This is a genomic window from Winogradskyella sp. J14-2, from assembly GCF_001971725.1.
Classification (GTDB): Bacteria; Bacteroidota; Bacteroidia; order Flavobacteriales; family Flavobacteriaceae; genus Winogradskyella.
Genome location: NZ_CP019388.1, coordinates 2,081,372 through 2,106,779, shown reverse-complemented (window position 1 = coordinate 2,106,779; position 25,408 = coordinate 2,081,372). Strand labels below are relative to the sequence as shown.

General features: G+C 34.3%; 24 protein-coding genes. 11 read left to right on the top strand and 13 right to left on the bottom strand.

What is annotated here, in order from left to right; genetic code table 11:
• The first annotated feature begins 186 nt into the window (after positions 1 to 186).
• Entirely contained in the window at positions 187 to 1,881 is a 1,695-nt protein-coding gene (locus tag BWZ20_RS09610; RefSeq protein WP_076619441.1) for an ABC transporter ATP-binding protein, read from the top strand.
• A gap of 1 nt (position 1,882) precedes the next feature.
• The gene (locus BWZ20_RS15475) at positions 1,883 to 2,020 is read left to right on the top strand and encodes a hypothetical protein (protein ID WP_157358376.1); all 138 of its coding nucleotides are present in this window, start codon (positions 1,883 to 1,885) and stop codon (positions 2,018 to 2,020) included.
• A gap of 225 nt (positions 2,021 to 2,245) precedes the next feature.
• Here the strand turns inward: BWZ20_RS15475 and BWZ20_RS09605 are convergent, their stop codons facing one another.
• From BWZ20_RS09605 to BWZ20_RS09585, 5 genes are all read right to left on the bottom strand, one after another.
• Positions 2,246 to 2,899 (bottom strand): 3-oxoacid CoA-transferase subunit B, encoded by a 654-nt coding sequence (locus BWZ20_RS09605; RefSeq protein WP_076619439.1) that lies wholly within the window; start codon positions 2,897 to 2,899, stop codon positions 2,246 to 2,248.
• Between the two features lie 2 nt (positions 2,900 to 2,901).
• The gene (locus BWZ20_RS09600) at positions 2,902 to 3,603 is read right to left on the bottom strand and encodes a CoA transferase subunit A (protein ID WP_076619437.1); all 702 of its coding nucleotides are present in this window, start codon (positions 3,601 to 3,603) and stop codon (positions 2,902 to 2,904) included.
• A 92-nt stretch (positions 3,604 to 3,695) separates the two neighbouring features.
• Positions 3,696 to 6,062, bottom strand: coding sequence for a penicillin-binding protein 1A (locus tag BWZ20_RS09595; RefSeq protein WP_076619435.1), 2,367 nt, complete (start codon positions 6,060 to 6,062; stop codon positions 3,696 to 3,698).
• 5 nt (positions 6,063 to 6,067) lie between these two features.
• On the bottom strand, positions 6,068 to 6,571 hold the full coding sequence (locus BWZ20_RS09590; protein WP_076619432.1) for a gliding motility lipoprotein GldH: 504 nt from the start codon (positions 6,569 to 6,571) through the stop codon (positions 6,068 to 6,070).
• Entirely contained in the window at positions 6,555 to 7,739 is a 1,185-nt protein-coding gene (locus tag BWZ20_RS09585; protein ID WP_076619430.1) for a stage 0 sporulation family protein, read from the bottom strand. The genes BWZ20_RS09590 and BWZ20_RS09585 overlap by 17 nt, the downstream gene beginning before the upstream one ends.
• A 202-nt stretch (positions 7,740 to 7,941) precedes the next feature.
• On the opposite strand from BWZ20_RS09585, the gene BWZ20_RS09580 reads away from it, so the two are divergent.
• Entirely contained in the window at positions 7,942 to 9,339 is a 1,398-nt protein-coding gene (locus tag BWZ20_RS09580; RefSeq protein WP_076619428.1) for a peptidoglycan DD-metalloendopeptidase family protein, read from the top strand.
• A 139-nt stretch (positions 9,340 to 9,478) separates the two neighbouring features.
• Here the strand turns inward: BWZ20_RS09580 and BWZ20_RS09575 are convergent, their stop codons facing one another.
• On the bottom strand, positions 9,479 to 10,483 hold the full coding sequence (locus BWZ20_RS09575) for a radical SAM protein (RefSeq protein WP_076619426.1): 1,005 nt from the start codon (positions 10,481 to 10,483) through the stop codon (positions 9,479 to 9,481).
• Positions 10,484 to 11,557 carry a rhodanese-related sulfurtransferase gene (locus tag BWZ20_RS09570; protein WP_076619424.1) on the bottom strand — a complete coding sequence of 358 codons (1,074 nt, stop codon included), beginning with the start codon at positions 11,555 to 11,557 and terminating at the stop codon, positions 10,484 to 10,486.
• Positions 11,558 to 11,960: 403 nt separating this feature from the next.
• On the opposite strand from BWZ20_RS09570, the gene recA reads away from it, so the two are divergent.
• The 4 genes from recA to BWZ20_RS09550 all read left to right on the top strand — a co-directional run bounded on the left by recA (position 11,961) and on the right by BWZ20_RS09550 (position 15,637).
• Entirely contained in the window at positions 11,961 to 12,965 is a 1,005-nt protein-coding gene (recA, locus tag BWZ20_RS09565) for a recombinase RecA (RefSeq protein WP_076619422.1), read from the top strand.
• 100 nt (positions 12,966 to 13,065) lie between these two features.
• On the top strand, positions 13,066 to 13,509 hold the full coding sequence (locus BWZ20_RS09560) for a hypothetical protein (protein ID WP_076619420.1): 444 nt from the start codon (positions 13,066 to 13,068) through the stop codon (positions 13,507 to 13,509).
• A 24-nt stretch (positions 13,510 to 13,533) separates the two neighbouring features.
• Complete coding sequence (locus tag BWZ20_RS09555; RefSeq protein ID WP_076619418.1) at positions 13,534 to 14,079, top strand: RNA polymerase sigma factor; 546 nt, start codon at positions 13,534 to 13,536, stop codon at positions 14,077 to 14,079.
• A gap of 1 nt (position 14,080) precedes the next feature.
• Positions 14,081 to 15,637: a hypothetical protein gene (locus tag BWZ20_RS09550; protein ID WP_076619416.1), complete on the top strand. Its 1,557-nt coding sequence runs from the start codon at positions 14,081 to 14,083 to the stop codon at positions 15,635 to 15,637.
• 95 nt (positions 15,638 to 15,732) lie between these two features.
• On the opposite strand, the gene BWZ20_RS09545 is transcribed toward BWZ20_RS09550, so the two are convergent.
• Positions 15,733 to 16,476, bottom strand: coding sequence for a lysophospholipid acyltransferase family protein (locus tag BWZ20_RS09545; protein ID WP_076619413.1), 744 nt, complete (start codon positions 16,474 to 16,476; stop codon positions 15,733 to 15,735).
• 184 nt (positions 16,477 to 16,660) lie between these two features.
• Here BWZ20_RS09545 and trpS point away from each other — a divergent pair, with 184 nt between their 5' ends.
• Positions 16,661 to 17,632: a tryptophan--tRNA ligase gene (gene trpS, locus BWZ20_RS09540; protein ID WP_076619410.1), complete on the top strand. Its 972-nt coding sequence runs from the start codon at positions 16,661 to 16,663 to the stop codon at positions 17,630 to 17,632.
• Here the strand turns inward: trpS and dprA are convergent.
• Entirely contained in the window at positions 17,629 to 18,750 is a 1,122-nt protein-coding gene (gene dprA / locus BWZ20_RS09535; RefSeq protein ID WP_076619406.1) for a DNA-processing protein DprA, read from the bottom strand. The genes trpS and dprA overlap by 4 nt on opposite strands.
• A 108-nt stretch (positions 18,751 to 18,858) precedes the next feature.
• Here dprA and BWZ20_RS09530 point away from each other — a divergent pair, with 108 nt between their 5' ends.
• From BWZ20_RS09530 to BWZ20_RS09520, 3 genes are all read left to right on the top strand, one after another.
• Complete coding sequence (locus BWZ20_RS09530; RefSeq protein WP_076619403.1) at positions 18,859 to 19,797, top strand: SPOR domain-containing protein; 939 nt, start codon at positions 18,859 to 18,861, stop codon at positions 19,795 to 19,797.
• 60 nt (positions 19,798 to 19,857) lie between these two features.
• On the top strand, positions 19,858 to 20,367 hold the full coding sequence (locus tag BWZ20_RS09525; RefSeq protein ID WP_076619401.1) for an acyl-CoA thioesterase: 510 nt from the start codon (positions 19,858 to 19,860) through the stop codon (positions 20,365 to 20,367).
• 139 nt (positions 20,368 to 20,506) lie between these two features.
• Complete coding sequence (locus tag BWZ20_RS09520) at positions 20,507 to 20,725, top strand: DUF6515 family protein (RefSeq protein ID WP_076619399.1); 219 nt, start codon at positions 20,507 to 20,509, stop codon at positions 20,723 to 20,725.
• Here BWZ20_RS09520 and BWZ20_RS09515 read toward each other — a convergent pair.
• From BWZ20_RS09515 to BWZ20_RS09500, 4 genes are all read right to left on the bottom strand, one after another.
• Positions 20,722 to 21,942, bottom strand: a complete 1,221-nt coding sequence (locus BWZ20_RS09515) for a murein hydrolase activator EnvC family protein (protein ID WP_076621320.1) — start codon at positions 21,940 to 21,942, stop codon at positions 20,722 to 20,724. The genes BWZ20_RS09520 and BWZ20_RS09515 overlap by 4 nt on opposite strands.
• 61 nt (positions 21,943 to 22,003) lie before the next feature.
• Positions 22,004 to 22,801: a DUF4292 domain-containing protein gene (locus BWZ20_RS09510; protein ID WP_083677200.1), complete on the bottom strand. Its 798-nt coding sequence runs from the start codon at positions 22,799 to 22,801 to the stop codon at positions 22,004 to 22,006.
• Between the two features lie 32 nt (positions 22,802 to 22,833).
• On the bottom strand, positions 22,834 to 24,195 hold the full coding sequence (locus BWZ20_RS09505; protein ID WP_076619397.1) for a tetratricopeptide repeat protein: 1,362 nt from the start codon (positions 24,193 to 24,195) through the stop codon (positions 22,834 to 22,836).
• A 92-nt stretch (positions 24,196 to 24,287) separates the two neighbouring features.
• Positions 24,288 to 25,307, bottom strand: coding sequence for a sugar phosphate nucleotidyltransferase (locus tag BWZ20_RS09500; RefSeq protein WP_076619395.1), 1,020 nt, complete (start codon positions 25,305 to 25,307; stop codon positions 24,288 to 24,290).
• Between the last annotated feature and the right edge of the window lie 101 nt (positions 25,308 to 25,408).

The window sequence follows — 25,408 nt, the reverse complement described above, 5'->3', positions numbered from 1 at the left end:
AATAGCTTTCATTGCTTCAAATTAGTGTTTTTAAAAAAAATTTTATTTCTATTTCTTGATTTTTATATGAAAAACCATAAAATATGCGGAAAAACCGTAATCCAAAGTAAGAATACATTTACCCTATGGTATTGAAAAGAAAATTTATAAGCATTTTTGGATGTTGATTTTGATTATTTTTACATAATGACGAAACAAAATTTACTTAAAGTTAGTAACCTTTCTATATCATCCTTTAGTCATGATGAAGAGCAACAGCTTATTAATTCTATATCATTTTATATAAACCCAAACGAAATACTAGCTGTTGTTGGTGAGTCTGGGTCAGGGAAATCGATATCGTCCTTGAGCCTTATGGGATTACTCCCAAAATCAGTCCTTAGGGTAACTTCGGGTTCAATTATGTTTAATTCTATAGATTTAACCAGAATTACAGATAGAGAATTTCAAAATATCCGAGGAAAAAAAATTGCTATGGTCTTTCAAGAACCTATGAGTTCTCTAAATCCATCCATGCAGTGTGGTAGACAGGTTAAAGAAATTTTGCAGCAGCACACCTATTTATCTAAACCCAAAATAAAGGATGAAGTCATTTCGCTTTTTAAAAAGGTAAAGCTGCCAAATCCTAAACGAATATATAAATCATATCCACACGAAATCTCTGGTGGGCAAAAGCAACGGGTTATGATTGCTATGGCGCTTGCGTGCAAACCTCAAATTCTAATAGCTGATGAACCCACTACAGCTCTAGATGTTACCGTTCAAAAAGAAATAATATTACTTCTAAAAGAATTACAGAAAGAAACTAAAATGAGTATTCTGTTTATTTCTCATGATTTAGCTTTAGTTTCCGAAATTGCAGATAGAGTGCTGGTAATGTATAAGGGTAAAATAGTTGAACAAGCCGATACTACTTCGATTTTTAAACACCCTAAGAATAATTATACCAAAGCCCTAATAAATGCAAGACCCTCTACAAACTCTAGATTAAAAAAATTACCAACGATTTCCGATTTTATGAAAGGAGATGTTGATAATAGTAGCATGATCTCGAGTAATGAACGAATTGCTAATCATAAAAAACTATACGCTCAAGAACCACTTCTCGAAGTCATTGACCTCGAGAAAACCTATTTTTCTAAAAAGGGGTTATTTTCAAAAGATACGGCATTTAAAGCTGTTGATGGTGTTAGCTTTAAAGTATATCCTGGCGAAACTATGGGCTTGGTAGGAGAGTCTGGATGTGGTAAATCTACTTTAGGCAATGCTATACTTCAATTAGATAAGGCCACTTCAGGAAGTATTATGTATAAAGGACAGGATATTACTAATTTGAGCACAGCTGAAATTAGAGCGTTAAGAAAAGATATTCAAATAATCTTTCAAGACCCATTTGCTTCACTTAACCCAAGAATGACTGTTGGAGATGCTATTATGGAGCCCATGAAGGTGCATAATATTGGTAATTCCTTTAGAGACCGTAAAGAAAAAGTTTTAGAGATTTTAAACAACGTAGGTCTAGAAACTTCCTGTTTTTATAAATACCCTCATGAGTTTTCTGGTGGTCAACGACAACGTGTTGGTATTGCCAGAACAATTGCGCTACAACCTCAACTTATTGTTTGTGACGAATCTGTTTCTGCTTTAGACATTTCAGTCCAAGCCCAAGTACTTAACCTTCTAAACGATTTAAAATCTCAATTTGGGTTTACCTATATCTTTATCTCTCATGATTTAGCAGTTGTTAAATACATGGCAGATCAATTAATTGTTATGAATAAAGGAAGAATTGAAGAAATTGGAGATGCAGATAAGATTTACAATTCTCCCGAAAAAGAATACACAAGAAAATTAATTCATGCCATCCCAAAAGGGTTATAGCATGAATATTTTCTTAGTTAACTTTAAAACACCTGTAATTACTCTCATTGTGTTTTTTAAGTTTGAAAACAATACGTTTTCATTTAAAGTAGGTTCTGGTAGATTTGATTTGGTTTTCATAAGCTTTAGTTTATGCTAGATTTGGGGCAAAATCTATAAATTAAGTTTATGGTAAATTGAGGTTACTTTAGTTGTTGATTTGGGATGGCTAATATCTAATTATTTTTCAAAATATCAGTTTAAATGCATCATAAATCGATGAAATGCATTTATTTTTAACATTTTCAATTCATTTAGTCTATTTTTCTTACAAAAAAGCCACATCATATGACGCGGCTAAATGAAGCTTGATAAAAGTATTATACTAAATCGCCATTTCAGGTATTTCACCTTCAACAATTAAATGTCCCTCTGTAGCATTTTTTATATCTTCTACTGAAACACCCGGAGCCCGTTCTAATAATTTGAAACCTTTTTGTGTAACCTCAATCACAGCCAGGTTAGTTACTATTTTCTTTACACATCCAACGCCAGTTAAGGGCAAACTGCACGATTTTAAAAGCTTTGACGCACCTGCTCTATTGGTATGCATCATGGCTACAATTATATTTTCGGCGCTCGCAACTAAATCCATGGCTCCTCCCATTCCTTTTACCATTTTACCAGGTATTTTCCAATTGGCTATATCACCATTCTCTGCAACTTCCATAGCACCAAGTATAGTTAAATCTACATGTTGTCCTCTAATCATTGAGAAGCTCATTGCGGAGTCAAAAAATGAAGCTCCTGGTAATGTTGTAATGGTTTGCTTTCCTGCATTTATAATATCAGCATCTTCGTCACCTTCAAAAGGAAACGGTCCCATTCCTAAAACGCCATTTTCACTTTGAAACTCTACTTCTATATCGTCTCTTACAAAATTAGCTACTAGTGTTGGTATACCAATACCAAGGTTAACATAATAACCATCCTTTACTTCTTTTGCAATTCGTTTTGCTATTCCGTTTTTATCTAACATAACTAACTCCTTTGTCTTACAGTTCGTTGCTCTATTCTTTTTTCGTAGTGAGCACCTTTAAAAATACGTTGTACAAATATTCCTGGAATATGTATCTGATTGGGATCTAACTCACCAACAGGAACAAGTTCTTCCACCTCTGCAACAGTAATGTTGGCTGCACCACACATATTTGGATTAAAGTTACGCGCTGTGCCTTTAAAAATTAGATTACCAGCCGCGTCGCCCTTCCAGGCCTTTATAAAACCAAAATCGGCTTTAAAAGCATGTTCTAGTACATACATTTTACCGTTAAATGCTCTGGTTTCTTTTCCTTCTGCTACTTCTGTGCCGTAACCAGCAGGTGTATAAAATGCAGGGAAACCTGCCTGTGCCGCTCTGGCTTTCTCAGCTAAAGTGCCTTGAGGTATTAACTCTACCTCTAACTCACCAGATAGCATTTGTCTTTCAAATTCATCATTTTCTCCAACATAAGATGAAATCATTTTTTTTATTTGTTTTTGTTGAAGTAAGAGGCCTAAACCAAAATGGTCTACGCCTGCATTATTGGAGATACAGGTTAATCCTTTTACATTTAACTTTACGAGTTCTGCAATGGCATTTTCAGGAATGCCAGATAATCCAAAACCACCAAACATAAAGGTCATATTATCCTTTACACCTTGCAAAGCTTCAGTAACATTAGCTACTTTCTTATTAATCATGATTGTGTATTTTACCTTTTTGGAAAAATACAAAACAATGCTATAAATTAATAGTTTCTGGTAAAATAAATAAGGAGATAACTATGGAGTTATTATTCAAAATCTATTTCAATGTCTTCATCTTCTCTCTCATCTGTATAGTCACTGAGGTCTCCTTCGTCTTTAGCCGTACAATCTATATTAATTGATAATTCTGAAGGCTTTTCGAACTCATCTTTTGATACATCTAATGTTTTGTCTGCATAACAGGCTTTCATATATAATCCCCAAATTGGTAATGCCATAGAGGCTCCCTGACCATAGTTAATGGACTTAAAGTGTGCAGCTCTATCTTCTGCTCCAACCCAAACACCAGTAACTAAGTTTGGTACCATACCCATAAACCAGCCATCGCTTTGGTTTTGAGTAGTCCCTGTTTTACCTGCAATAGGATTTTTAAATTCGTAAGGATAGCCGGTCATTATCTCTTTGTAGACTGCAGATTTTTTTAGCCAGTCGGAATTATGTCTTAGCCGTTTTCCTGAACCTGCTTGAGTCACTCCTTCCATGAGGTTGACTGTAACGTAAGCAACCTCTTCGCTCAATACATCTTTACTTTCTGGTGCTACTTGATATAATACTGTTCCGTTTTTATCTTCTATACGTGTTACCATTACGGGTGTATTATATACACCTTTATTTGCAAAGGTTGAATATGCTGCAACCATTTCGTAAACACTTATATCTGGTGTGCCTAAAGCTATCGCTGGTACAGGTAAAATATCTTGTTCTACTCCTAATTTCTTTGCCATTTCTACTACTGGTTGTGGTCCTATTTCATTCATTAAACGGGCTGTAATAGTATTTGTAGAACTTGCTAGCGCATCTTTTAGAGTTTGTTTGCCAGAATAATTTCCGTCGGAATTTTTCGTTGTCCAAGATTCTGGATTTCCAAATTTATTGGCCTCTATAGTAATTGGAGTTCTTGGAAAAGAATCGCATGGCGACACCTGTAACTGATCTATGGCTGTGGCATATACAAAAGGTTTAAAGGTAGAGCCTACTTGTCGCTTTCCTTGCTTTACCATATCGTACTTAAAATGCTTGTAATTCATACCACCAACCCAAGCTTTTACATGTCCGTTAGTAGGATCCATGGACATCATACCAGGACGTAAAAAGGATTTATAATAACGCATGGAGTCTATGGGTTTCATAACTGTATCTACTTCACCAGGCTTACCATCAATCCATTTAAAAACTGTCATTTCAACAGGCTTATAAAAGGATGCTTCTATTTCTTTATCTGATTTACCTTGCTGTTTTAGAATCCTCCAACGCTCACCTCTTCGCATTCCGGCTTTCATCAAATCGTTGACCTCAGATTTTGTTAATTCTAGAAAAGGTGCCGTAGGGTTTCTATCTGGTGTGTTTTGGTGGTCAAACTCTGCTTGCAGTCTTGGCATATGCAACTCAATAGCATCTTCGGCATATTTTTGCATGCGCGAATCAATGGTAACAAACACTTTTAACCCATCACTATACAAATCATATTTAGAGCCATCTGGTTTTCTATTGCCTTCTTCTTTAGCCCAATCTTTCATGAAAGCTCTGAGGTATTCTCTAAAATAGGTTGCAATTCCTTCTCGATGAGATTCTGGTGTATAATTAAGATCTAGTTCGGTTGCTTGAAGAGAGTCTTTAACTTCTTCTGTAATGTAGCCGTACTTATGCATTTGCGCCAAAACAACATTACGTCTGTTTTTAGTACCTACAGGGTTTTTATGAGATCTAGGGTTGTATAATGAAGAATTTTTGAACATCCCAACCAACATAGCTGACTCTTTAATGTCTAAATCTTTAGGTTCTTTTCCAAAATAAATCCTAGAAGCAGAACGAATACCATCTGCATGATTGTTAAAGTCATAAATATTGAAATACTGAGTTATTATTTCCTCTTTAGTATATTGACGTTCTAGACGTATAGCAATAATCCACTCTCTTACTTTTTGAAGTGCTCGTTCTAATTTATTTTGAGACACCTGATCCGTAAATAATTGTTTTGCTAATTGCTGTGATATTGTACTAGCACCACCTCCGCTACCGAGTGTAAATATAGCACGCAAGGTTCCTCTTCCATCAATGCCTGAATGGTCATAAAAGCGAATATCTTCAGTAGCCACTAAAGCATCGACTAAGTGCTTTGGTAAATCGTCATATCCTACAGGTGTTCTGTTATCATCGAAATAAAATTTACCTAATGTTACACCATCTGAAGAAATAATTTCTGTGGCTAAATTAGTTTCTGGATTTTCTAATCTGGTATGGTCTGGCATTTCCCCCAAAAGTCCCCAAGATGCTAAGAGAAATAGTAATACAACCACTAGAATCCCACCAGCAAACAGCATCCAAAACCATCTTATATATTTATAAAAATTTACCGTTTCTGTTTTAGATTTTGTTGTCTTCTTTTTTGCCATAACACCTAATTTTGAGCTGATTCTACCCTAAAACCTATATCTGTAATTCCTTCTAAATTTTCAACACCATTGACCTCTCCGTTTTTTCGCATGGCATGTTGAATGTTTATGTTATAATATCCTTCTTCTGCAAACTTAAATGGGGCTTTATAGCCTCGATACCAAAGTTTGTTTTCTTTAATATCTGTAAACCCCGAACCCAAGAGTTCTCCGTTTGGCGCAGCCATTTTATACTCTAAAGTGTCCTTTATTGCTTTGCCATTAGGGTAATTTAACTCTACAATAAGAAACAAATTACTAAATGCATAATCATTATTGTTTCTTAGATTAACGTAAAGATTATAATAATTGGTAGTGTCTGGCGCTTTAAAATTGAACGTTGTTATTGAATCTTTATGCCATTTACTTGGAACCGATTTATATGCATCAAACACCGCTTTAGAGTCGCAACTTGAAGCCAAAAGTAAACTCACAAGCACTACTAGTAAGACGTTAGTTCTTTTTTGCATTTTGTTTTTGATTACGGTTTTTGTTCCGGTTTTTATTTCTGTTCCTGTTCTTGTTACGTTTCTTTTTAGGTTTTGGATTATCGAAACGTGTTAAACTGTCTTGACCAACAACGTTTTCAAATTCTGTTTTAGTGTCTTGTAGGTGTTCTACAGCATACTCTTCGAGACTAGCTACTTTTTCTTTTTTCTTATTTTTTGCAATTATTTCATTGGCTTGATCTGTTGTAATAACATGCCAATTCATCCATTCACCTTCGTAGGCATACCACATTAAACCCTTAAAAATATCTGTCTTTTGGCACACCGCAATACCTTTTTCTGTATGTAACTTTGTGTCGTTTTTAGGAAACGCCTTTAGGGCGTCTAAATAGGCATCTAACTCGTAGTTTAGGCAACATTTTAGCTTACCACACTGCCCAGCTAATTTTAAAGGGTTTAAAGATAATTGCTGATATCTAGCTGCTGAAGTACTTACGGATCTAAAATCGGTTAACCAAGTAGAACAACATAATTCTCTTCCGCAAGAGCCAATTCCGCCGAGTCTTGCTGCCTCTTGTCTAAAGCCAACTTGGCGCATTTCAATTCTTGTTTTAAACTCTCTGGCAAACACCTTAATTAACTCTCTAAAATCTACGCGCTCTTCTGCTGTATAATAAAACGTTGCCTTGCTACCATCTCCTTGGTATTCGATATCAGAGATTTTCATTTTAAGATTAAGGTCTATGGCAAATTGACGTGCTTTTACCTTCATGGCTTCTTCTTTGTCCCTAGACTTAGACCAAATATCTATATCTTTTTGCGAAGCTTTACGATATATTTTTAAGACATTTTCTGGGTCCTTTATATCAATTTTTTTACGTTTCATCTGTACGCGCACAAGTTCGCCAGTTAAGGTTACCATACCAACATCGTGACCAGATTTTGCCTGTGTAGCAACGATGTCACCAATGCTCAGCGTAAGATTTTCAGTGTTTTTGTAGTATTGTTTTCTTCCGTTTTTAAAACGCACTTCAACACCTATAAAAGGTTCTTGTCCGTTTGGAAGCGACATGTTAGCCAACCAATCAAAAACAGTGAGTTTGTTGCAGCTATCTGTACCACAAGTCCCATTATTTTTGCATCCTTTTGGTTGACCGTCTTTATCAGTTGTGCAACTGTTGCAAGCCATATTAAAACTATATATTGAATTTAAGCAATATGTGCTTAAATAAAGGATTCATAAAAATATTTAATGAGTAAAGATACTATTATTTCTTTAGTTAACTAAGCCAACTTTATAGAAGTAAAAAAACTCTTTTTTAAATATTTTAATGTATAAATGCTCACATTTTTAAATTCTTGCGATGTAATTAAAATCAACATTTAAAATCATGAATATAAAAACTACTTTATTAACTCTACTTGTAGCTTTTAAGCTAGGCTACTCTCAAAATTCTCCATCTAAAGTCTATGGCGGAGAGTTTATTAGAAATACTGACAACTCAGTATGTATAACAGATGAGCAACGCAATGCTATTTTTAAAGAAATAAATGAAAATCTAAAATTATTAAAGCGCAACAATAATCTAGCCTTTAATAGTGCTAAAAGAGGAAATCATCCTCTCTTTACATGGCCTGTTACGAAAGCGTCTAACGTAAACTATAATTCTATTTGGGCAATATCTAACTATGTAGATCACAACCCAGGTGCACCAAACCAGCTTACTGATTACAATTGTGGAACCAAAACTTACGATACTGCCAGCGGTTATAACCACCAAGGCGTAGACATTTTTTCATGGCCATTTACTTGGTACGCCATGGATAATGATCAGGCAGAAATAATTGCCGCTGCTGCCGGGCAGATAATTGCCAAGGGAGATGGCAACTTTGATCGTAGCTGTGACTTTAACACTACAACGCCATGGAATGCGGTCTATGTTCAACACAGTGACGGAAGTATTGCTTGGTATGGTCATTTAAAAAACGGATCTTTAACCACAAAGACTGTCGGAGATATGGTAGCACAGGGTGAGTTTTTAGGAATTATGGGAAGCTCTGGTATTTCTACTGGTCCACATTTGCATTTTGAGGTGCATACAAACAGCTCCTATACGCAATTAGTAGACCCTTATGCTGGCAATTGCAATACCATGAACATGGATACTTGGTGGCAATCTCAAAAACCCTATTTAAATCCTGCTGTAAATGCAGCATTAACTCACACTGCAGACCCAGTATTTAATGCTTGCCCGACAACAGAAGTTCCTAATCTTAGTAATCAATTTAATCTAAATGATCAGGTTTTCTTTACTGTTTTTCTTAGAGATCAAGAACCAGGTTCTTCATTAAATCTTAGAATTATAAAGCCAGATAATACAGATTTATTTAATTGGAGTTACAGCCTAACGGACTACTATCAGTTTTCGTGGTGGAGGTGGAATGCTTTTCCAAACATCGAAGGCGAATGGAAGTGGGAAGTTACGTATTTGGGAGAAACCATAACGCATACTTTTAATGTAGGAACATTAAGTGTTGAAGATGTAACCATTGAAAATACTTCGATTTATCCTAATCCGTTTAATGACATTATAACTATCAATTCTGCAATAAAAATTGAAGAACTGGAAATTGTGGATGTGTCTGGTAAATCTGTTTTAAAATTAAAAGAGAGCACTTCTGAAGGTATAAAACAAGTTAATTTATCTTATTTATCTAACGGATTGTATTTTGTAACACTATATAGCAAACAAAATGAGCAAAAAACTGTTAAACTCATAAAGAAATAGGTAAAATATTATGAATTAAAAGCGTGCTTTAGTACTAAAACTGAAGCACTTTTCTTTAATATCTGAGATGGTGACAGTACTAACTAAAACGATTACGGGTACTATGCTATAGCCCAATATTACACAAACACCTTAACTCTTAATTAAACTCTATTTCGTAATTAAGTTTGTTAGACAGTGATTTTAGTTGAGACTTCGTTTTAAATATATTAGATAACAATAATTTACTCCATCCTATCTTTTTGGAAAAATCATTAAAGGATTCTTTGCGCCAATTAAAACCTTCCTTCCAAAATTTATTAGGCGAGACATAGCAGAAGGTGTAATCGAAAACAAAACTAGAGTTATTTTCTCCTTTTAATACAGATAAACTATCTGGTGCCATTAAGGTAATATGATGACTAGAGCACTGTTGCCTCACATTTTTTATAAGGTCTAAATAATCATCTTCTAAAGAAGAAACATCAAAGTCATTATACTCAGTATTTCCTATCTTTTGAATTGGTCTTAATTGAAGAATATCAAAACTTTCACCATTAAAATACTTAAAGAAATCCTTGAGTTCGTAAAAGTTATCTTTATTAAAGGTATAGTTTATTCTTACCTTAAAATCATAGGTTTTTTTAAGCGCAACAAAGGCATTTAAAGCATTCTGAAATTTTTCGTAATTGGCTTTTTTCATGAAGCTTTCATAACTCTCTTTGGTTACTCCATGAAGCGAAATGGTAAACTCATTAAGTCCTGCTTTTAAAAGCGGCTCAATGTTTTCTTTAGTTAGTAAGTTTGCGTTTGTAGTTATAGAAATATAAGGTACTTTATATTGTTTTCCTAGTTCTACAATTCTTACTAAATTTTTATATAATGTTGGCTCGGTACCACAGCCTATTTGCAGTTTTAAAGCACGATTAAAAATCGTTTTTGCAACCTGTTCTAAATCGTCTTCTTTAAACTGTCCTTTAAGTGTTTTTACATAATCTGCATCTGTGAAATAACACATTTTGCAGCGTAAGTTACAAGCTAATACAGGATCTAAATTCACCGCTAAATAGCGCTTGTTGAATTTATGTAGCAGATAAAGCCCTAAAAACTTAATTCTATGGCTTTTTATTTTTCTGTTGAGCTGTAATAGCTTATAAATATTCATTTATTTAGCGGTATTACTTTGTGCTTCAAAAATGTTTCGCAAATCCTTTTTGTATGGTAAGTGATCTGCTCTACCCTTTTTAAATATATCATTGCTGTTACCCTGTCCTTTACGTAATGCTTTTTGTTCTTCGTAAGGCAGTTTTATGATTTCCTGGCAATGTGAAGAACAACAGTTGTCCATTTTTTCTTTACACGCATCACATTGAATAAATAATAGGTGACAAGCTTCATTAGCGCAATTGGTATGTGTGTCTGCTGGTTTTCCACATTGGTGGCAGCTAGCAATAACATCATCACTAATACGTTCTGATCGTCTTTGATCGAACACAAAGTTTTTGCCTATAAACTTGTTTTCTAAACCTTCAGATTCTACCTGACGTGTATAATTTATAATACCTCCTTCTAGCTGAAACACATTTTTAAATCCTTTGTGTTTATAATAAGCACTGGCTTTTTCGCAACGAATACCACCCGTACAATACATCACTAACTTTTTATCTTCCTTGTGCTCTCTAAGATCTTCTTCAATTAAATCTAAAGATTCTCTAAAGGTGTCAACATCTGGTGTAATAGCATTTTTAAAATGACCTATTTCACTCTCATAATGATTTCGCATATCTACTAAAACCGTGTCTGGATCTTCAATAAGCGCATTAAATTGCTCGGCATTGACATGAATACCTTTGTTGGTTACATCAAACGTATCATCATTAAGACCATCAGCTACAATTTTATGGCGCACTTTTACCTTTAATTTCAAAAAAGCAAAATTGTCATGCTCTATGGCTATGTTTAATCTTACATTTTCTAAAAATGTAATAGTATCTAAATGATTTTTAAAGGCTTCAAAATTTTCTGCCGGAACAGATAGTTGGGCATTTATACCCTCATGAGCTACATAAATCCTACCCAAAACATCGAGCTCATCCCAGGCCAAAAACATGTGGTTTCTAAATATCTGTGTGTTGCCAATTTTGGCGTACTTGTAGAAAGAGATCGTTAAGCGTTCTTTTCCCGCTTTTTCGATAAGTTCTGCTCTTTCTTTAGCACTTAAGTTATTGTACAGTTGCATGCTATACTAATTTTAAGGTTAAAGAATTATAAAGTACATCGTCGCTAAATCTATGATGTATCTGGGCACAAAGGTATTATTTTTAGACAACTAGCATAAAAAAGCACCTTGAATTTATCAAGATGCTTTTTAACTAACCACTAACTTAAAACTTTTCTGAAAAAGTAAATCTATCTTAGGCACTCAGCTACTGGTAAAACCAGTAGCCTCATTACCTATACCTTATTATAGAAAATTAAAGAACTATTCAGCCTATCCCTAACTTTTAACTTAAGATATTCATAGCAATTATTTCCTTTTTCAATTAGTAGATGTAAAAAGTGTAAAATGGTTGCGTCAAATCTTTAAAAAAATAAAATAAGTGGTATTTTTGATAACAATATAATTTAGAACATAGAAAGAAATGAGTAGTGAAAAAGATGCAAAGTTAAAAGCGCTAAAATTAACCTTAGATAAGTTAGATAAAGCCTACGGAAAAGGAACCGTAATGAAAATGAGTGATCAAGCTATTGTAGATGTAGATGCTATATCTTCAGGTTCTTTAGGCTTAGATATTGCTTTGGGTGTTGGTGGTTACCCAAGAGGAAGAGTTATTGAAATATATGGTCCTGAATCTTCTGGTAAAACAACGCTGACATTACATGCTATCGCAGAAGCACAAAAAGCTGGTGGAATAGCTGCTTTTATTGATGCAGAGCATGCCTTTGACCGTTTTTATGCTGAAAAGCTTGGTGTAGATTTAGAAAACTTAATCATTTCACAACCAGATAATGGCGAGCAGGCTTTAGAAATTGCAGATAATCTTGTACGTTCCGGAGCTATTGACATCGTTGTCGTGGATTCTGTAGCTGCATTAACTCCTAAAAGTGAAATAGAAGGAGAAATGGGAGATTCTAAAATGGGCTTACACGCACGTTTAATGTCTCAAGCCCTAAGAAAGCTAACAGCTTCTATTAGTAAAACAAACTGTACCATGGTATTTATTAACCAATTGCGAGAAAAAATTGGTGTAATGTTTGGTAACCCAGAAACAACTACTGGTGGTAATGCCCTAAAGTTCTACGCTTCAGTACGGTTAGACATTAGACGTTCTACTCAGATAAAGGATAGTAATGGTGATGTAATGGGTAATAAAACAAGAGTTAAAGTTGTAAAAAACAAAGTTGCTCCACCTTTTAGAACTGCAGAATTCGATATTATGTATGGAGAAGGTGTTTCTAAGGTTGGTGAAATTTTAGATTTGGCCGTTGACCACGATATTGTAAAGAAAAGTGGTTCATGGTTTAGTTACGAAGATACCAAACTGGGACAAGGACGAGATGCTGTTAAGTCATTAATTAAAGATAACCCTGATTTGATGGATGAATTGGAAGAAAAAGTTCGAGCCTTAATTAAAGATAATCAGTAAATTATAAAAAAAATCCTGCTAAAACAGGATTTTTTTTGTTTTAAGACGCAACCCTTTTACTCTTTTTGCATCTATTAAACGGAATTAATTATGAAAAGTCATGAAAACGTATGTTTATTTACTTCTCGTGCTTGTTGTTGGCTTGTCAACGTCTTGCAACGTAGACAATGAAGATCCAGTAGTTCGCACTGAGTTCATGCCCATTATTAATGTAGCAGTCCCAGATCACTTTGTTCAAGGAGAGACTTACGAAGTTTTAATGTCTTACCTTAAACCAAGCTCCTGCTATGTTTTTAACAATATTATTTTTGATATTGAAGGGCACGAAAGAACTGTATCTATTTTAAATACAGTTTACCAAAATGATAACTGTACAATTCAAGACGAATTAACTACTGTAAGTTTTGACCTAACGGTCTCTGGAGATGAGATTTATTTATTTAAATTTTATCAGGGCAAAGATGAATTTGGTATTGATCAGTATCATTTAGTAGAAGTTCCTGTTGTTAGTAACAGAGCATCCAAAACTGTCAATAAGAAATAACTATTAATTAATTCCTTTAAAAATGTGAGTTTAGAACAACTCATAAAAAAGTGTATAAATCAAGATGCTAAAGCTCAAAGCCAATTATACAAGCAATATGCAAGTAAACTATTTTCGCTTTGTCTTAAGTACTCTAAAAATTATGCAGAGGCAGAAGATAATCTGCACGACGCATTTATAACTGTATTTAGTAAAATAGATCAGTATAAAAATAAAGGTTCTTTTGAAGGTTGGTTAAAACGTATAGCAATTAACACCTCTTTACAACGCTATAGAGAAAACGTTGGTGTTTTTGATATTGTTAACGAAGGTAATATTGAAGATGTTACTGTTGATATTAGTAACGAAAATTTAAGTATCGATTTTTTATTAAAAATTATACAAGAATTACCAGACAGGTACCGATTGGTGTTTAACCTATACGTATTAGATGGCTACTCTCATGTAGAAATAAGCGAATTAATAAATATCTCTACAGGAACCTCGAAATCTAACCTGGCAAGAGCCAGAATGATTTTAAAAGAAAAAATAGAAGATTACAAAGCGAATATAAATTCGCAATCGTTATAAAATGAACGAGAAGAAAAATATAGACAGACTTTTTCAGGAAAAGTTTAAAGACTTTGAAGTAACGCCTAACGATGCTGTTTGGAATCGCATAAGCGAAAGTCTGCCTAATAAAAAGAAAAAGCGTAGAGTTATAGCTCTGTGGTGGCAAATTGGTGGTGTTGCTGCTGTAATTGCCTTACTTTTAACGGCAGGTGTATCTTTATTTAATTCATCTGATGACAGTGAAGTATTGCCTATAATTGTAGATACTGAAAAAATAGAAGACAACTCTAAAAAAGATACTGAATTAAAAGGTTCTAATGATCACAACAACAGCTTGGATAGCGGTTCACAAGATATAAATGTAGCAGATTCTAACGAGAATGAATCATATAAACCTAACGGAAACGAACAATCTTTAATAGAACAAAACAATACAAAAGAATTAATTTCTTCTAAAACCAATAGGTCAAAAACTGTTGCTAATTCAACTGAAAATAAAACCGATTCAACTTCTAATGCTCATCAAAGTATAACTCAACTGAATAACGAAAATAACAGCAGTGCCATAGCTTCAAGCAATGAACGTTCTGAAAATAAAAAAGAGGAACAAATCATTAACGATTCTGAAATAAAATCTGTTATCAAGAATACTATTGATAATAAAAACTCAGCAGTAACAGACAATACATCACCTAATGACAGTGAAAACAATTCAGACACTGAAAATAACAAAGAGCTAGAAAAAGACACTTCCGTATTAATAGAAGATAACCAAAAAGAATCTATTCTAGATGCTATTGCTGACAACAGCAATAATGAAGAAAATATTGATGAAAAAGAAAAAGAAGATGAACAAAACAGGTGGAGCATTGCACCAAATGTTGCGCCTGTTTATTACAGTTCTCTTGGCCAAGGCTCATCAATAGACCAGCAGTTTAACAACAACTCTAAGAGTGGTAATATTAATATGAGCTATGGTATTACAGGCTCTTATGCAGTTACCAATAAATTAAAGGTAAGAGCAGGTATTAATAGAGTTAACCTTAGTCAAAGTACCTCTAATGTATTTGCGTTAAGTGGCAGTGAGTTTGCTTCTAGAAACGCAGAAGTACCCAGAGGAAACATTGATGTTAAAGGTGGTTTTGAAAATATTTCATTAATGAGCGGTAATATGTTTGACAGAAATTCTGCCCCAGAAATATTTAACTCAAGAGCATCTGGAAATATTGAGCAACGTTTTGGGTTTATAGAAGTTCCTTTAGAATTAGAATACCGCTTGGTAGCTAAAAAATTTGGTGTAAACGTTATCGGTGGATTCAGTACGTTCTTCTTAAACCAGAACGAAGTGTATGCAGATATTGATGGTGCTACTACATTAATTGGTGAAGCTAACAATATGAACACCACTAGTTTTAGTGCCAATCTTGGGTTAGGTCTTAATTATAGTTTATCAAAACAATGGAATTTTAATCTTGAACCTCAGTTCAAGTATCAAATAAACACATTTAATAACACCTCTGGTAACTATAGACCATTCTTTATTGGTTTGTATACGGGATTAAGTTATAAGTTTTAGGTTTATATTTAGGTTAGGTTATTGCAAACAAACAAAGCAATGATGAATGCAATGATGACAAAAGCTACTCCTGGTTAGAGTGGCTTTTTCTTTTATTAAACTTTAGACAAGCTTTTATTCAGTTCTGTTAAAATAACTGATCTTGCTTTTTGATTTAATGCTTTTGTGTCTTCTACCCTTAAGTTTTCTGTTTGAAGAAACTGATGAATCTTCGCTCTCATTATTCCTGGACCACCACTAAAAAAAGTATATGAAAACCGTTTTTTATTATCGTAAAACGTTAAAGGCACTACAGGTATCTGATGATTTATTGCTAATCTAAAAGCACCATCTTTAAACGTGTCTAGTACAATGTGTTCTTCTGGCACTCCTCCTTCAGGAAAAATACAAATGCTCAACCCTTGCTTCAATCGCCTTTGTGCTCTTAAAAAAACAGCTTGTCTGCTTTTAGCACTGCTTCTATCAACCAAAATACAAGTGCGTTTATAAAAAAAGCCAAACAATGGAATATTAGCCAATTCTTTTTTACCAACAAAAACAAAAGGGTTTTTTACAGCAGCCAACATTAGCATAATATCCGTCATAGACGTATGGTTGGCTATAACCATATAACTTTTTTTGGGATCTAGATTTTGATCTTTCAATATTTTGTAATGAAACCCCATTCCTACCAAAATAAACTTAGCCCAAAGGCGCGCCAACTTAAAAAAGAATGGATACCACTTTTCTCTAGATATTGAAATTAAAAGAATAGGAAATAGCACAATAATTGGCAATGCTACTAAAATATAGAACCAGATACGGTACAAAAGCCAAAAGGGATATTTCATTACTGCCATGGCATCAAAACTAAGTATTTAATTCAAATAGCTTCTTATAGTGCTGCTAAAAAATTTATCTTTGCTTTCTAATTAAAAATTAAGTTTAATAGCTACGTTTTTACTTATTGCCAGGCTCAGCTTTTCCAAGAACAATATTTAAAAACGTAGTTTTAAAAAGATACCTGCTTACACAGGTAATATTATGGCAAGAATATTAACAGGTATACAAAGCACAGGAACACCACATTTAGGAAATATTTTAGGTGCAATATTACCAGCAATAGAAAAAGCAAAAGGTAAAAATAATGATTCGTATTTATTCATTGCAGATTTACACTCATTAACCCAAATTAAATATGCCAAAACTTTAAAAAACAACACCTACTCTACAGCGGCAACCTGGTTAGCTTTTGGTTTAGACATAGACAAAAGCGTCTTTTATAGACAAAGTGATGTTGCTCAGGTTACTGAGCTCGCTTGGTATCTTAACTGTTTTTTTCCTTTTAAACGTTTAGAATTGGCACATAGCTTTAAGGACAAGGCTGATCGTTTGGATGATGTTAACGGAGGTTTATTTACCTACCCTATGTTAATGGCAGCAGATATTTTATTGTATGATGCCGAAATAATACCTGTTGGTAAAGACCAAGAACAACATATTGAAATGACTCGAGACGTCGCATCTCGTTTTCATGCAAAAATGGGCGACGGTGTTTTTGTACTCCCAAAAGCTGATATACAAAAAGAAACAATGCTAATTCCTGGCACTGATGGCGAAAAAATGAGCAAGAGCAAAGGGAATATTATCAATGTATTTTTACCAGAGAAACAGTTGCGGAAGCAAATTATGTCCATACAAACGGACAGTACACCTTTAGAAGACCCAAAAGATTGGAACACTTGTAATTGCTTCGCTATTTATAGTTTACTAGCTTCTAAAGAACAAATAACTGAGATGAAAACCAATTATGAAGGAGGTAATTACGGTTATGGTCATGCAAAACAAGCACTTTACGAACTTATTTTAGAGCGCTTTGCAGAGCCAAGATCGCGTTATAGTTACTACATGGAAAATCTCAGCGAGGTAGATGAGGTATTAGCCAAAGGAGCTGCCAAAGCTAAGCTTGTTGCTGATGAGGTATTACAACGTGTAAGGGAAAAGGTTGGGTATTAAATAACCTCAAACTGCTTACCAGGCAAAGGTCTTACCACACCTTTTAATTCCATATTTAGTAATATTCCCGCTAATTTATAGGTTGGTATTCCGCATTGATGCGCAATAACGTCAAGTAATTCTTTGTTGTGGTCTTTTAAGTAGTTATAAACAATTTTCTCATCAGGTTCTAACTCCACAAAAAGCTGCTTTTGCACTACTGGCTTGCTTGCTGAGCCTGTCGAAGCATCACCCTCTAATTGCCAATTCAATAGATAAGGTACATCTAAAGGATTAGATAACAAATGTGCTTTTTGAAATTTTATAAGGTTATTACAACCAACGCTTTGGCTATCTGTTGTTCGTCCTGGTACAGCAAAAACTTCTCGATCGTAAGAATTAGCAATATCTGCGGTAACCAAACTCCCACCTTTTTCTGCAGATTCTATCACAATGGTGGCTTCACTCAACCCTGCAATAATTCTGTTACGTTTTAAAAAATTGTTTCTATCAAAGACGTCTGTACTCCAGAAGTCTGTAAAAAACCCACCATGATTTTCTACTTGAGCAACGTACTTTTTGTGAACTTTAGGGTAGATTTGATTTAAACCATGTGCCAAACAACCGATGGTTTGTAAATTTTGTTTTATGGCTGCTTTTTGAGCTGTAATATCTGTTCCGTAGGCAAAACCAGATACAATAATTGGGTTATAAACCGCTAAAGATTCTACTAATTTTTCACAAAAGGCAACACCGTTTGTTGTAATCTTTCGTGCACCGACGATGCTAATGATGTGTTGATTTTTTATATTAATATTACCCGATTGAAACAATACTATTGGCCCATCAATACAATGTTTTAATCTTTCTGGGTAAGCGTCTTCAGTAAAATAATGTACCTTTATATTATTCTCTTTAATAAAACGTAATTCATTTTTGGCTTCTTCTATATGAATAGCATCAAAAAGCCCTTTTATAGTCACTGTACCAATACCATCAATCTTTAAAAGGTTAGTCTTTTTTTCTTTAAAAACAGCCTCTGCAGAACCACAGTGATTAATCAATTTTTTTGCGGTAGTTGCACCAATTTTAGGAACGTGTTGAAGCGCTAGAGCATAAATTAAATCTTGTTCCGTCATTTTTAAAATATTGATTTACAAACTTACAAGAAACTAAAATTTCTGATGTTAATAACTAAACTAACTTAAACTTTTTTCACTTTTAAAAATTTTTAACTTTGTTTTTATATGCAATTAGAAACTTACATTAGCGACCTACTATACAGATACGACTGTATTACCGTACCGCAATTGGGTGCTTTTTTAACTAACCGTGTTTCGGCAAGAGTGCACGATACTACACACACGTTTTATCCACCTAAAAAAGTGTTATCATTTAATGAGCAATTGCAAAATAATGATGGGTTGTTAGCCAACTATATTGCCGAAGTAGAAAAAGTACCATATGCAACCGCTAACGACAAGATTGTTAAACAAGTTAAAGCCATAAAATCTTATCTTGTTGAAGGTGAAACTATTCAGTTTAAAAACATTGGAGAGCTTGTTCTAAATACTGAAGGTAAAATAGTATTTAATCCTTCTAACCATATAAATTACTTAACAGATTCTTTTGGCTTATCGCATTTTACGTCCCCAGATATTAAGCGTGAGGTATACAAAGACGTAGTTGAAGCTATTGAAGACACTACACCTATTGCATTTACACCCGAAAAGCGTGCTAACAATAACTGGTTAAAATATGCCGCAGCAGCTGTAATCGTTTTAGGGTTAAGCGGTTTTGGTGTCTTTAAATACTACAACAATACCATTGAAAATCATAATCAATTAGCACAGGAAGAAGCGAACGCACAACTTGATGCTAAAGTACAAGAAGCCACTTTTATTATCAGTAGTCCGTTACCTGCCGCTACCTTATCTATTGAAAAACAGACTGGTAATTACCATATTGTTGCCGGTGCCTTTAGAGTTGAAGCTAACTCCGATAAAAAGGTAAATCAGCTTAGAGAAAAAGGCTATAAGGCCAGAAAGATAGGTAAAAACCGTTATGGTTTGCACGAGGTTGTTTATGCCAGCTTTGAGACTAGAACAGAAGCTCAAAAAGCACTTTATAATATTAGAAATGAGCACAACAAAGATGCTTGGTTACTGATTAAAAAATTAGATTAACCTTTTCTTATCCTTTTATTTACTTAAATCAGCATATCTTTGCACAAATTTTAAAAATTTATGCAACCAAGAACCGCATTTCAGTCTAAAACTGTTGTTACAGACCTTGTTTTACCTAGCGAAACCAATCCTATAAATAATCTTTTTGGCGGTGAATTACTGGCACGAATGGATAGGGCTGCGAGTATTGCTGCCAGACGCCATTCTAGACGTATTGTTGTAACCGCATCTGTAAATCATGTTGCATTTAATAGATCTGTACCACTAGGTAGTGTCGTTACAATTGAAGCAAAAGTATCACGCGCCTTTACCTCATCAATGGAAGTTTATATGGACGTGTGGATTGAAGATCGTGAATCTGGTGAGTGTATAAAAGCCAATGAAGCTATCTATACCTTTGTTGCGGTTGATGAAACAGGTAGGCCTGTAAAAATTCCGGAGCTCGTGCCAGAGACAGATTTAGAAAAAGAACGCTTTAGTGCAGCTCTACGTCGTAAGCAATTGAGTTTGGTATTGGCAGGTAAAATGAAACCTTCTGAAGCAACAGAACTAAAGGCGCTTTTTGAGTAGTAGATTCTGAATCAGGTTTAGAATGACAAAATTGATTTGAAATGAAAAACTGCCTGGCTGAATTTATTTTAGTGTCTTATTTTCATTCTTATTAAACCTTTACTAAAACCAATAGTCTTATCATCAATCAAATGTATTAATGATGAAATATTTAGTTTACGCCTTAGTTTTAGTATTTGCTTTAAATTTAAGCTCTTGTGCAAGACGTGTTGTTGTAGCACAACCAGCATCAGTAACTGTAGTTAAGAAATTACCAAGACAATACAAAGTGGTTAGAGTAAAAGGGAAGCGCTATTATTTCTTTAACGGCAACCATTACCGAAAAACAAGAAATGGATTTGTACTGGTAAGAGTTTAATTCTTAGCTAACCAATACTCAGGATTTAGTTTTTGGTCGTTCTTAAACAGCCTAAAATCTAGAAGACTTTCTCCCGTAACTTTGCTGGTAAATACCTTACCAATGACTTGTCCTGTAGTAATTTTATCTCCAGGTTTTACAAAAACTTTTGAGAGGTTGTAATAGATAGTAACATAATTTCCGTGTCGTACCATAATGCCTGGGTTGGCATTTTTTACGACAATAATTCTTGAGACTTCGCCATTAAAAACGGCTTTTACATCCGCATTATTTGTTGTTGCTATTTTAATCCCAGAATTATTAACCTCTACTGTATTGTCGGTAAGCGATCTTGTTTTACCAAACTTACCTTTAACAATTCCTCTTTCAACCGGCCAACCTAATCTTCCTTTATTGGCTTCAAAGCTTTCCCCAACAATTTTGTCGGCTGGAGTTAAGACAAATTTTCCGGTACTAGAATTCTTTCCTGCTTTAGCATTCGATGCAGCAATGGCTTCTCTAATTAATCTGTTGATTTCCTTATCTAATCGATCTGCCTCTTGTTGTTTTTGTTTTATTTGAGAGGCAAACTTTGTCATGTCTGCCTTTATAATTGCCATTAACTTTTCGCGATCCTCTAATTCTTTTTCAAGCTCTCGTTTCGCAATTCTATTTTCTTGAATTAATTTGTCTTTATCTGCTTTTTGCTTAGATAATTCTAAGTTCAGGTCTTGTAACTCTTTTGTTTTCTTCTTTATCAGTTCTCCTTGCTCCTTTTGATAATCAGCATATTGTCTAATGTATTGCAGGCGTTTATAAGCTTGTTTAAAATTATTTGAAGACAACAAAAACATCACTTTACTTTGCTCAGATTTACTCTTGTAAGACTTTACAATCATGGCAGCATAATCGTCTTTTAATTCTTGCAATTGCCCTCTAAGACTTGTTATTTCTTGCTGATTGGCATTTATTTCTCTGGTAAGCAAATTGGCTTGCTCATTGGTAATTCTTATGAGATTTTGTCTTCGTTGTACTTTATAGTTAAGATCTTCTATTAACGAAATTTCAGATTTCTCCTCTTTCTTTTTACCAGCATAAAACGCTTTAAACTGCTTTATTTCTTTGAGTATTTGTTGACGTTGCGCTTCAAGCTTTTTCTGTTTATCGCTCTGTGCAATTAATAGGCTAGACGAAAATAACATCACTAATACAAATGCAAAACAAATGAAAGTTTTCATTTTTTTAAAATTAAGAGGTTTCTCGTCGTTCATGCTTCACTGTGTCGAAATGACATTTAATTTACTTAATAACTATTTCTTTATATCCTGCTGGTATTTTAAAAGGAAATCTAACATCTTCATTCAATGTTAACGATTTAAACTCCATAGTAATGGTTACTTGGTCTGAATCTTCAACAGCAATAATTCTAATATCTTTTGGTAAGATTTGATTTTTCACTTCTTGATACGATTTATAATCTACCTGAAGAATACGCTTTTTTAATTGCTGAAACAATTGCAAACTATCCATTTTAAAATGCGATGGATTAATTAAATAAAACAACTCTAATAATGCGTTTTGGTCTTTGGGTTGCAAAGCATACGAGTTTTCGTTAACAGAAACCTTGTGTGGTTCACTTTTTAAATCAAATATAGCCTGTCCCAGTAAGATATTCTGTACTCTGTTGAAATCTAAATCCACGCCTACAAAATCACTTAACAATTTATAATCTCCATCAAAGTATTCGTTATCGATTTTATTGTAAAAGCGCACTTTTTCTGGCGTTATCATCATACGTGCTACACCAAATGAAGCACTCAACCAAATGGTTTTATCTTTTTCTATTCTAATATTAAAGGTGTGTCCTTGTTCTTTTTGGTCTTGAATGAGTTCTATTTTTACTTTACCACTTAACGTTTTAAAATCTGCATTATTTTTTTGATGCTGTTTTATCACTTGCTTAGCCGAAAGCTTATCACTTGCTTCACCTGAAACCACAATGCTTTTGGTGGATTTACAGTTTGTAACAAATAACAGCATTGCTAAGGCAAATACGATTTTGAATGTATGATGTATTTTGTCGTTTAGTTTTTTCATTCTCTAATGAGATTCCCACTTTCGTGGAAATTTTATTGTTGTGCTTTTATGTCTCTTGCTTTTTTAGCAAACGCTTCAGACTTACTTATATTATTAAGGCCTTTGTGAGCTATGCTTAATTCTGTATAAAAATCGGACTCCATTTTAGGGTTTTCAATTAAATAATCTAATCCTATTTCTAAGTTGTCTATTGCGTTTTTAAAATTGCCTTGTTTATTGTTTGCTACTGCATTTACTAAATATAAAATAGGTTGTGCAGGATACAACTCCAATGCTTCTTTGCTACCCTTAATCACTGCATTATAATCTTGAAGATCTATTTGTAACAACAACACATCTTTTATGAGCTTAAAATCATTTGGGTCTTGTTTAAGCGCTTCTTTAAAGTTTTCTAATGCTTTTGCCTTATCGCCTGACTTTAAATAATACTGCCCTAAGTCACTGTGTGTTTGCGCATCTTTATTATCATCTATCAAGGCTGTAATCTCGACTAAATCTGACTCATATTCTGGGTTATTAGCTACAAAACCAACAAAATCCTTCAGAACTTTTGCCTTAGCATCTGCATTAATTTCTGGACTAGTTAGAGCTATTTTTACAGAGTTTATAGCATCTTCTACTTTACCGTCTTGTAAATAGAATTTATACAATGCCAAATGCACAAACTTCGAGTCTGGTTTGATCTTCAACAGATTTTGAGCAGCTTTATAAGCTTTTTTTCTGTCTCCCGTTTGGCTATATCTGTAAATGAGTTTAAGATGGTTTTCTTCGTTATTTGGGTTATTGGCTACGCGTTGCTCCAGATTTTCAATTCGGTCGTCTGCATTGCCTGTAATGCTATAAATCTCGTTACGCATTGCATCTCTGGCTTCGCTAACACCTAATTCTTCATCTAACTCATCTAAAAGGTTCAACGCTTGTCTGTAGCGCTTCTCTCTAATGTATAAACTTGCTAAATCTTCTTTATAATCTGGATGATATTTTACCAACTGCTTAATGGTTTTAATGGCATTATCTATATCATCTTGCTGAAAATACACATCATACAACTCATCTAAAAACCACTCGTTGTCTGGTTGCATACTGATGGCTTTTTTTAGATTGTCCTCAGCAGCACCAAAGTTTTTGAGTTTGTTGTAGTTTTTACCAAGCTCAAAATAGATAATAGGCTTTTTAGAGTCTAGATTTAAGCATTTGTGAAGTGCTTCAACAGCTCTCTCATAGTTCTCAATCCCTTTTTGTTTTAAGGCTTCAAAAAAGTGCTCTTGAAATTCGTCTTCAACATTGCCTAAATCGTCATCTGGTCGTTTATTAAAATCAACTTGAGCCATAGCAAAGCTTGGTACTAAAAATAGTACGAGTAGAAGTTTTGTTATGTGTTGTTTTAATTTCATGTTTAGATTCTTCGCTAACGCTCTGAATGACATATTAGTTTCAAAAGTTGTCCCAAACATTTGATAATGAGATTCCTGCTTTCGCAGGAATGTTACTCAATTACAGTATAATCTCCAATACTAATTTTGGTAAACTCTCCATTATACTTTACGTGGTTACCAATCATAGCTTCGTCTAAATTAGCGTTTTTAATAGTCGTCTGATTCTGAATTAAGCTATTTTTAACGGTTGAATTTTCGATAACGCAATCTTTACCTATAGAAACGTTAGGACCAACCGTAGCGTTCTTTAAAACCGTTCCTTTGGCGATGAAACACGGTTCAATCACTTTTGAATTCTCTAAAACGACAGAATCGTCAACTAATTGCTCTTCGCCATCTGCTTTTAAAAAGCCTAGCATCTTGGTATTGGTCTCTAGCGTTACGTTTTTGTTTCCGCAATCCATCCACTCATCAACTGTACCTGTTTTGAAGACTTTACCATCTGCCATCATGCGTTTTATACCATCGTTGATTTGGTATTCGCCACCATTCATAACATTTTCATCTAAAACTTCTTGAAGCTTCACTTTTAAAACGGTAACATCTTTAAAGTAATAGATGCCGATTACAGCTTGGTCACTTACAAAAGTTTCTGGTTTTTCAACAAGTTCAACAATCTCTTGATTCTCGTTTAACTTTACCACACCATAAGCCTCAGGATTATCGACTTGCTTAGTCCAAATCACGCTATCTGCACTTGGGTCTAAATCGAATTCTGCTCTAATCAAGGTATCTGCGTAAGCGATTACCGCAGGACCTGAAAGTGACGGTTTGGCACTCATAATGGCATGGCCAGTTCCCAATGGTTGGTCTTGTCTGTAGATCGATGCTTTAGCTCCTAAATCTTCAGCCAACTCCGTTAAACTTTCAACAACATCTTCTCCAAAAAATGCTGGGTCTCCGAGTACAAAAGCAACTTCTTCTATAGGTTGCTTTAATACTTTTGCTATGTCTTTTACCAAACGATGTACGATGGGTTGACCTGCTACCGGAATTAATGGTTTTGGAACTGTTAAACTATGTGGTCTAAGACGCGAGCCTCGACCTGCCATTGGTACTATTATTTTCATTTTTACTGCCTGCGAAAGCAGGTATCTTTTTTATGTTAAACCTAATTCCTACGAAAGTAGGAATCTCTTTATTCTTTTTTTTAAAACACCCCTAAAGTCCC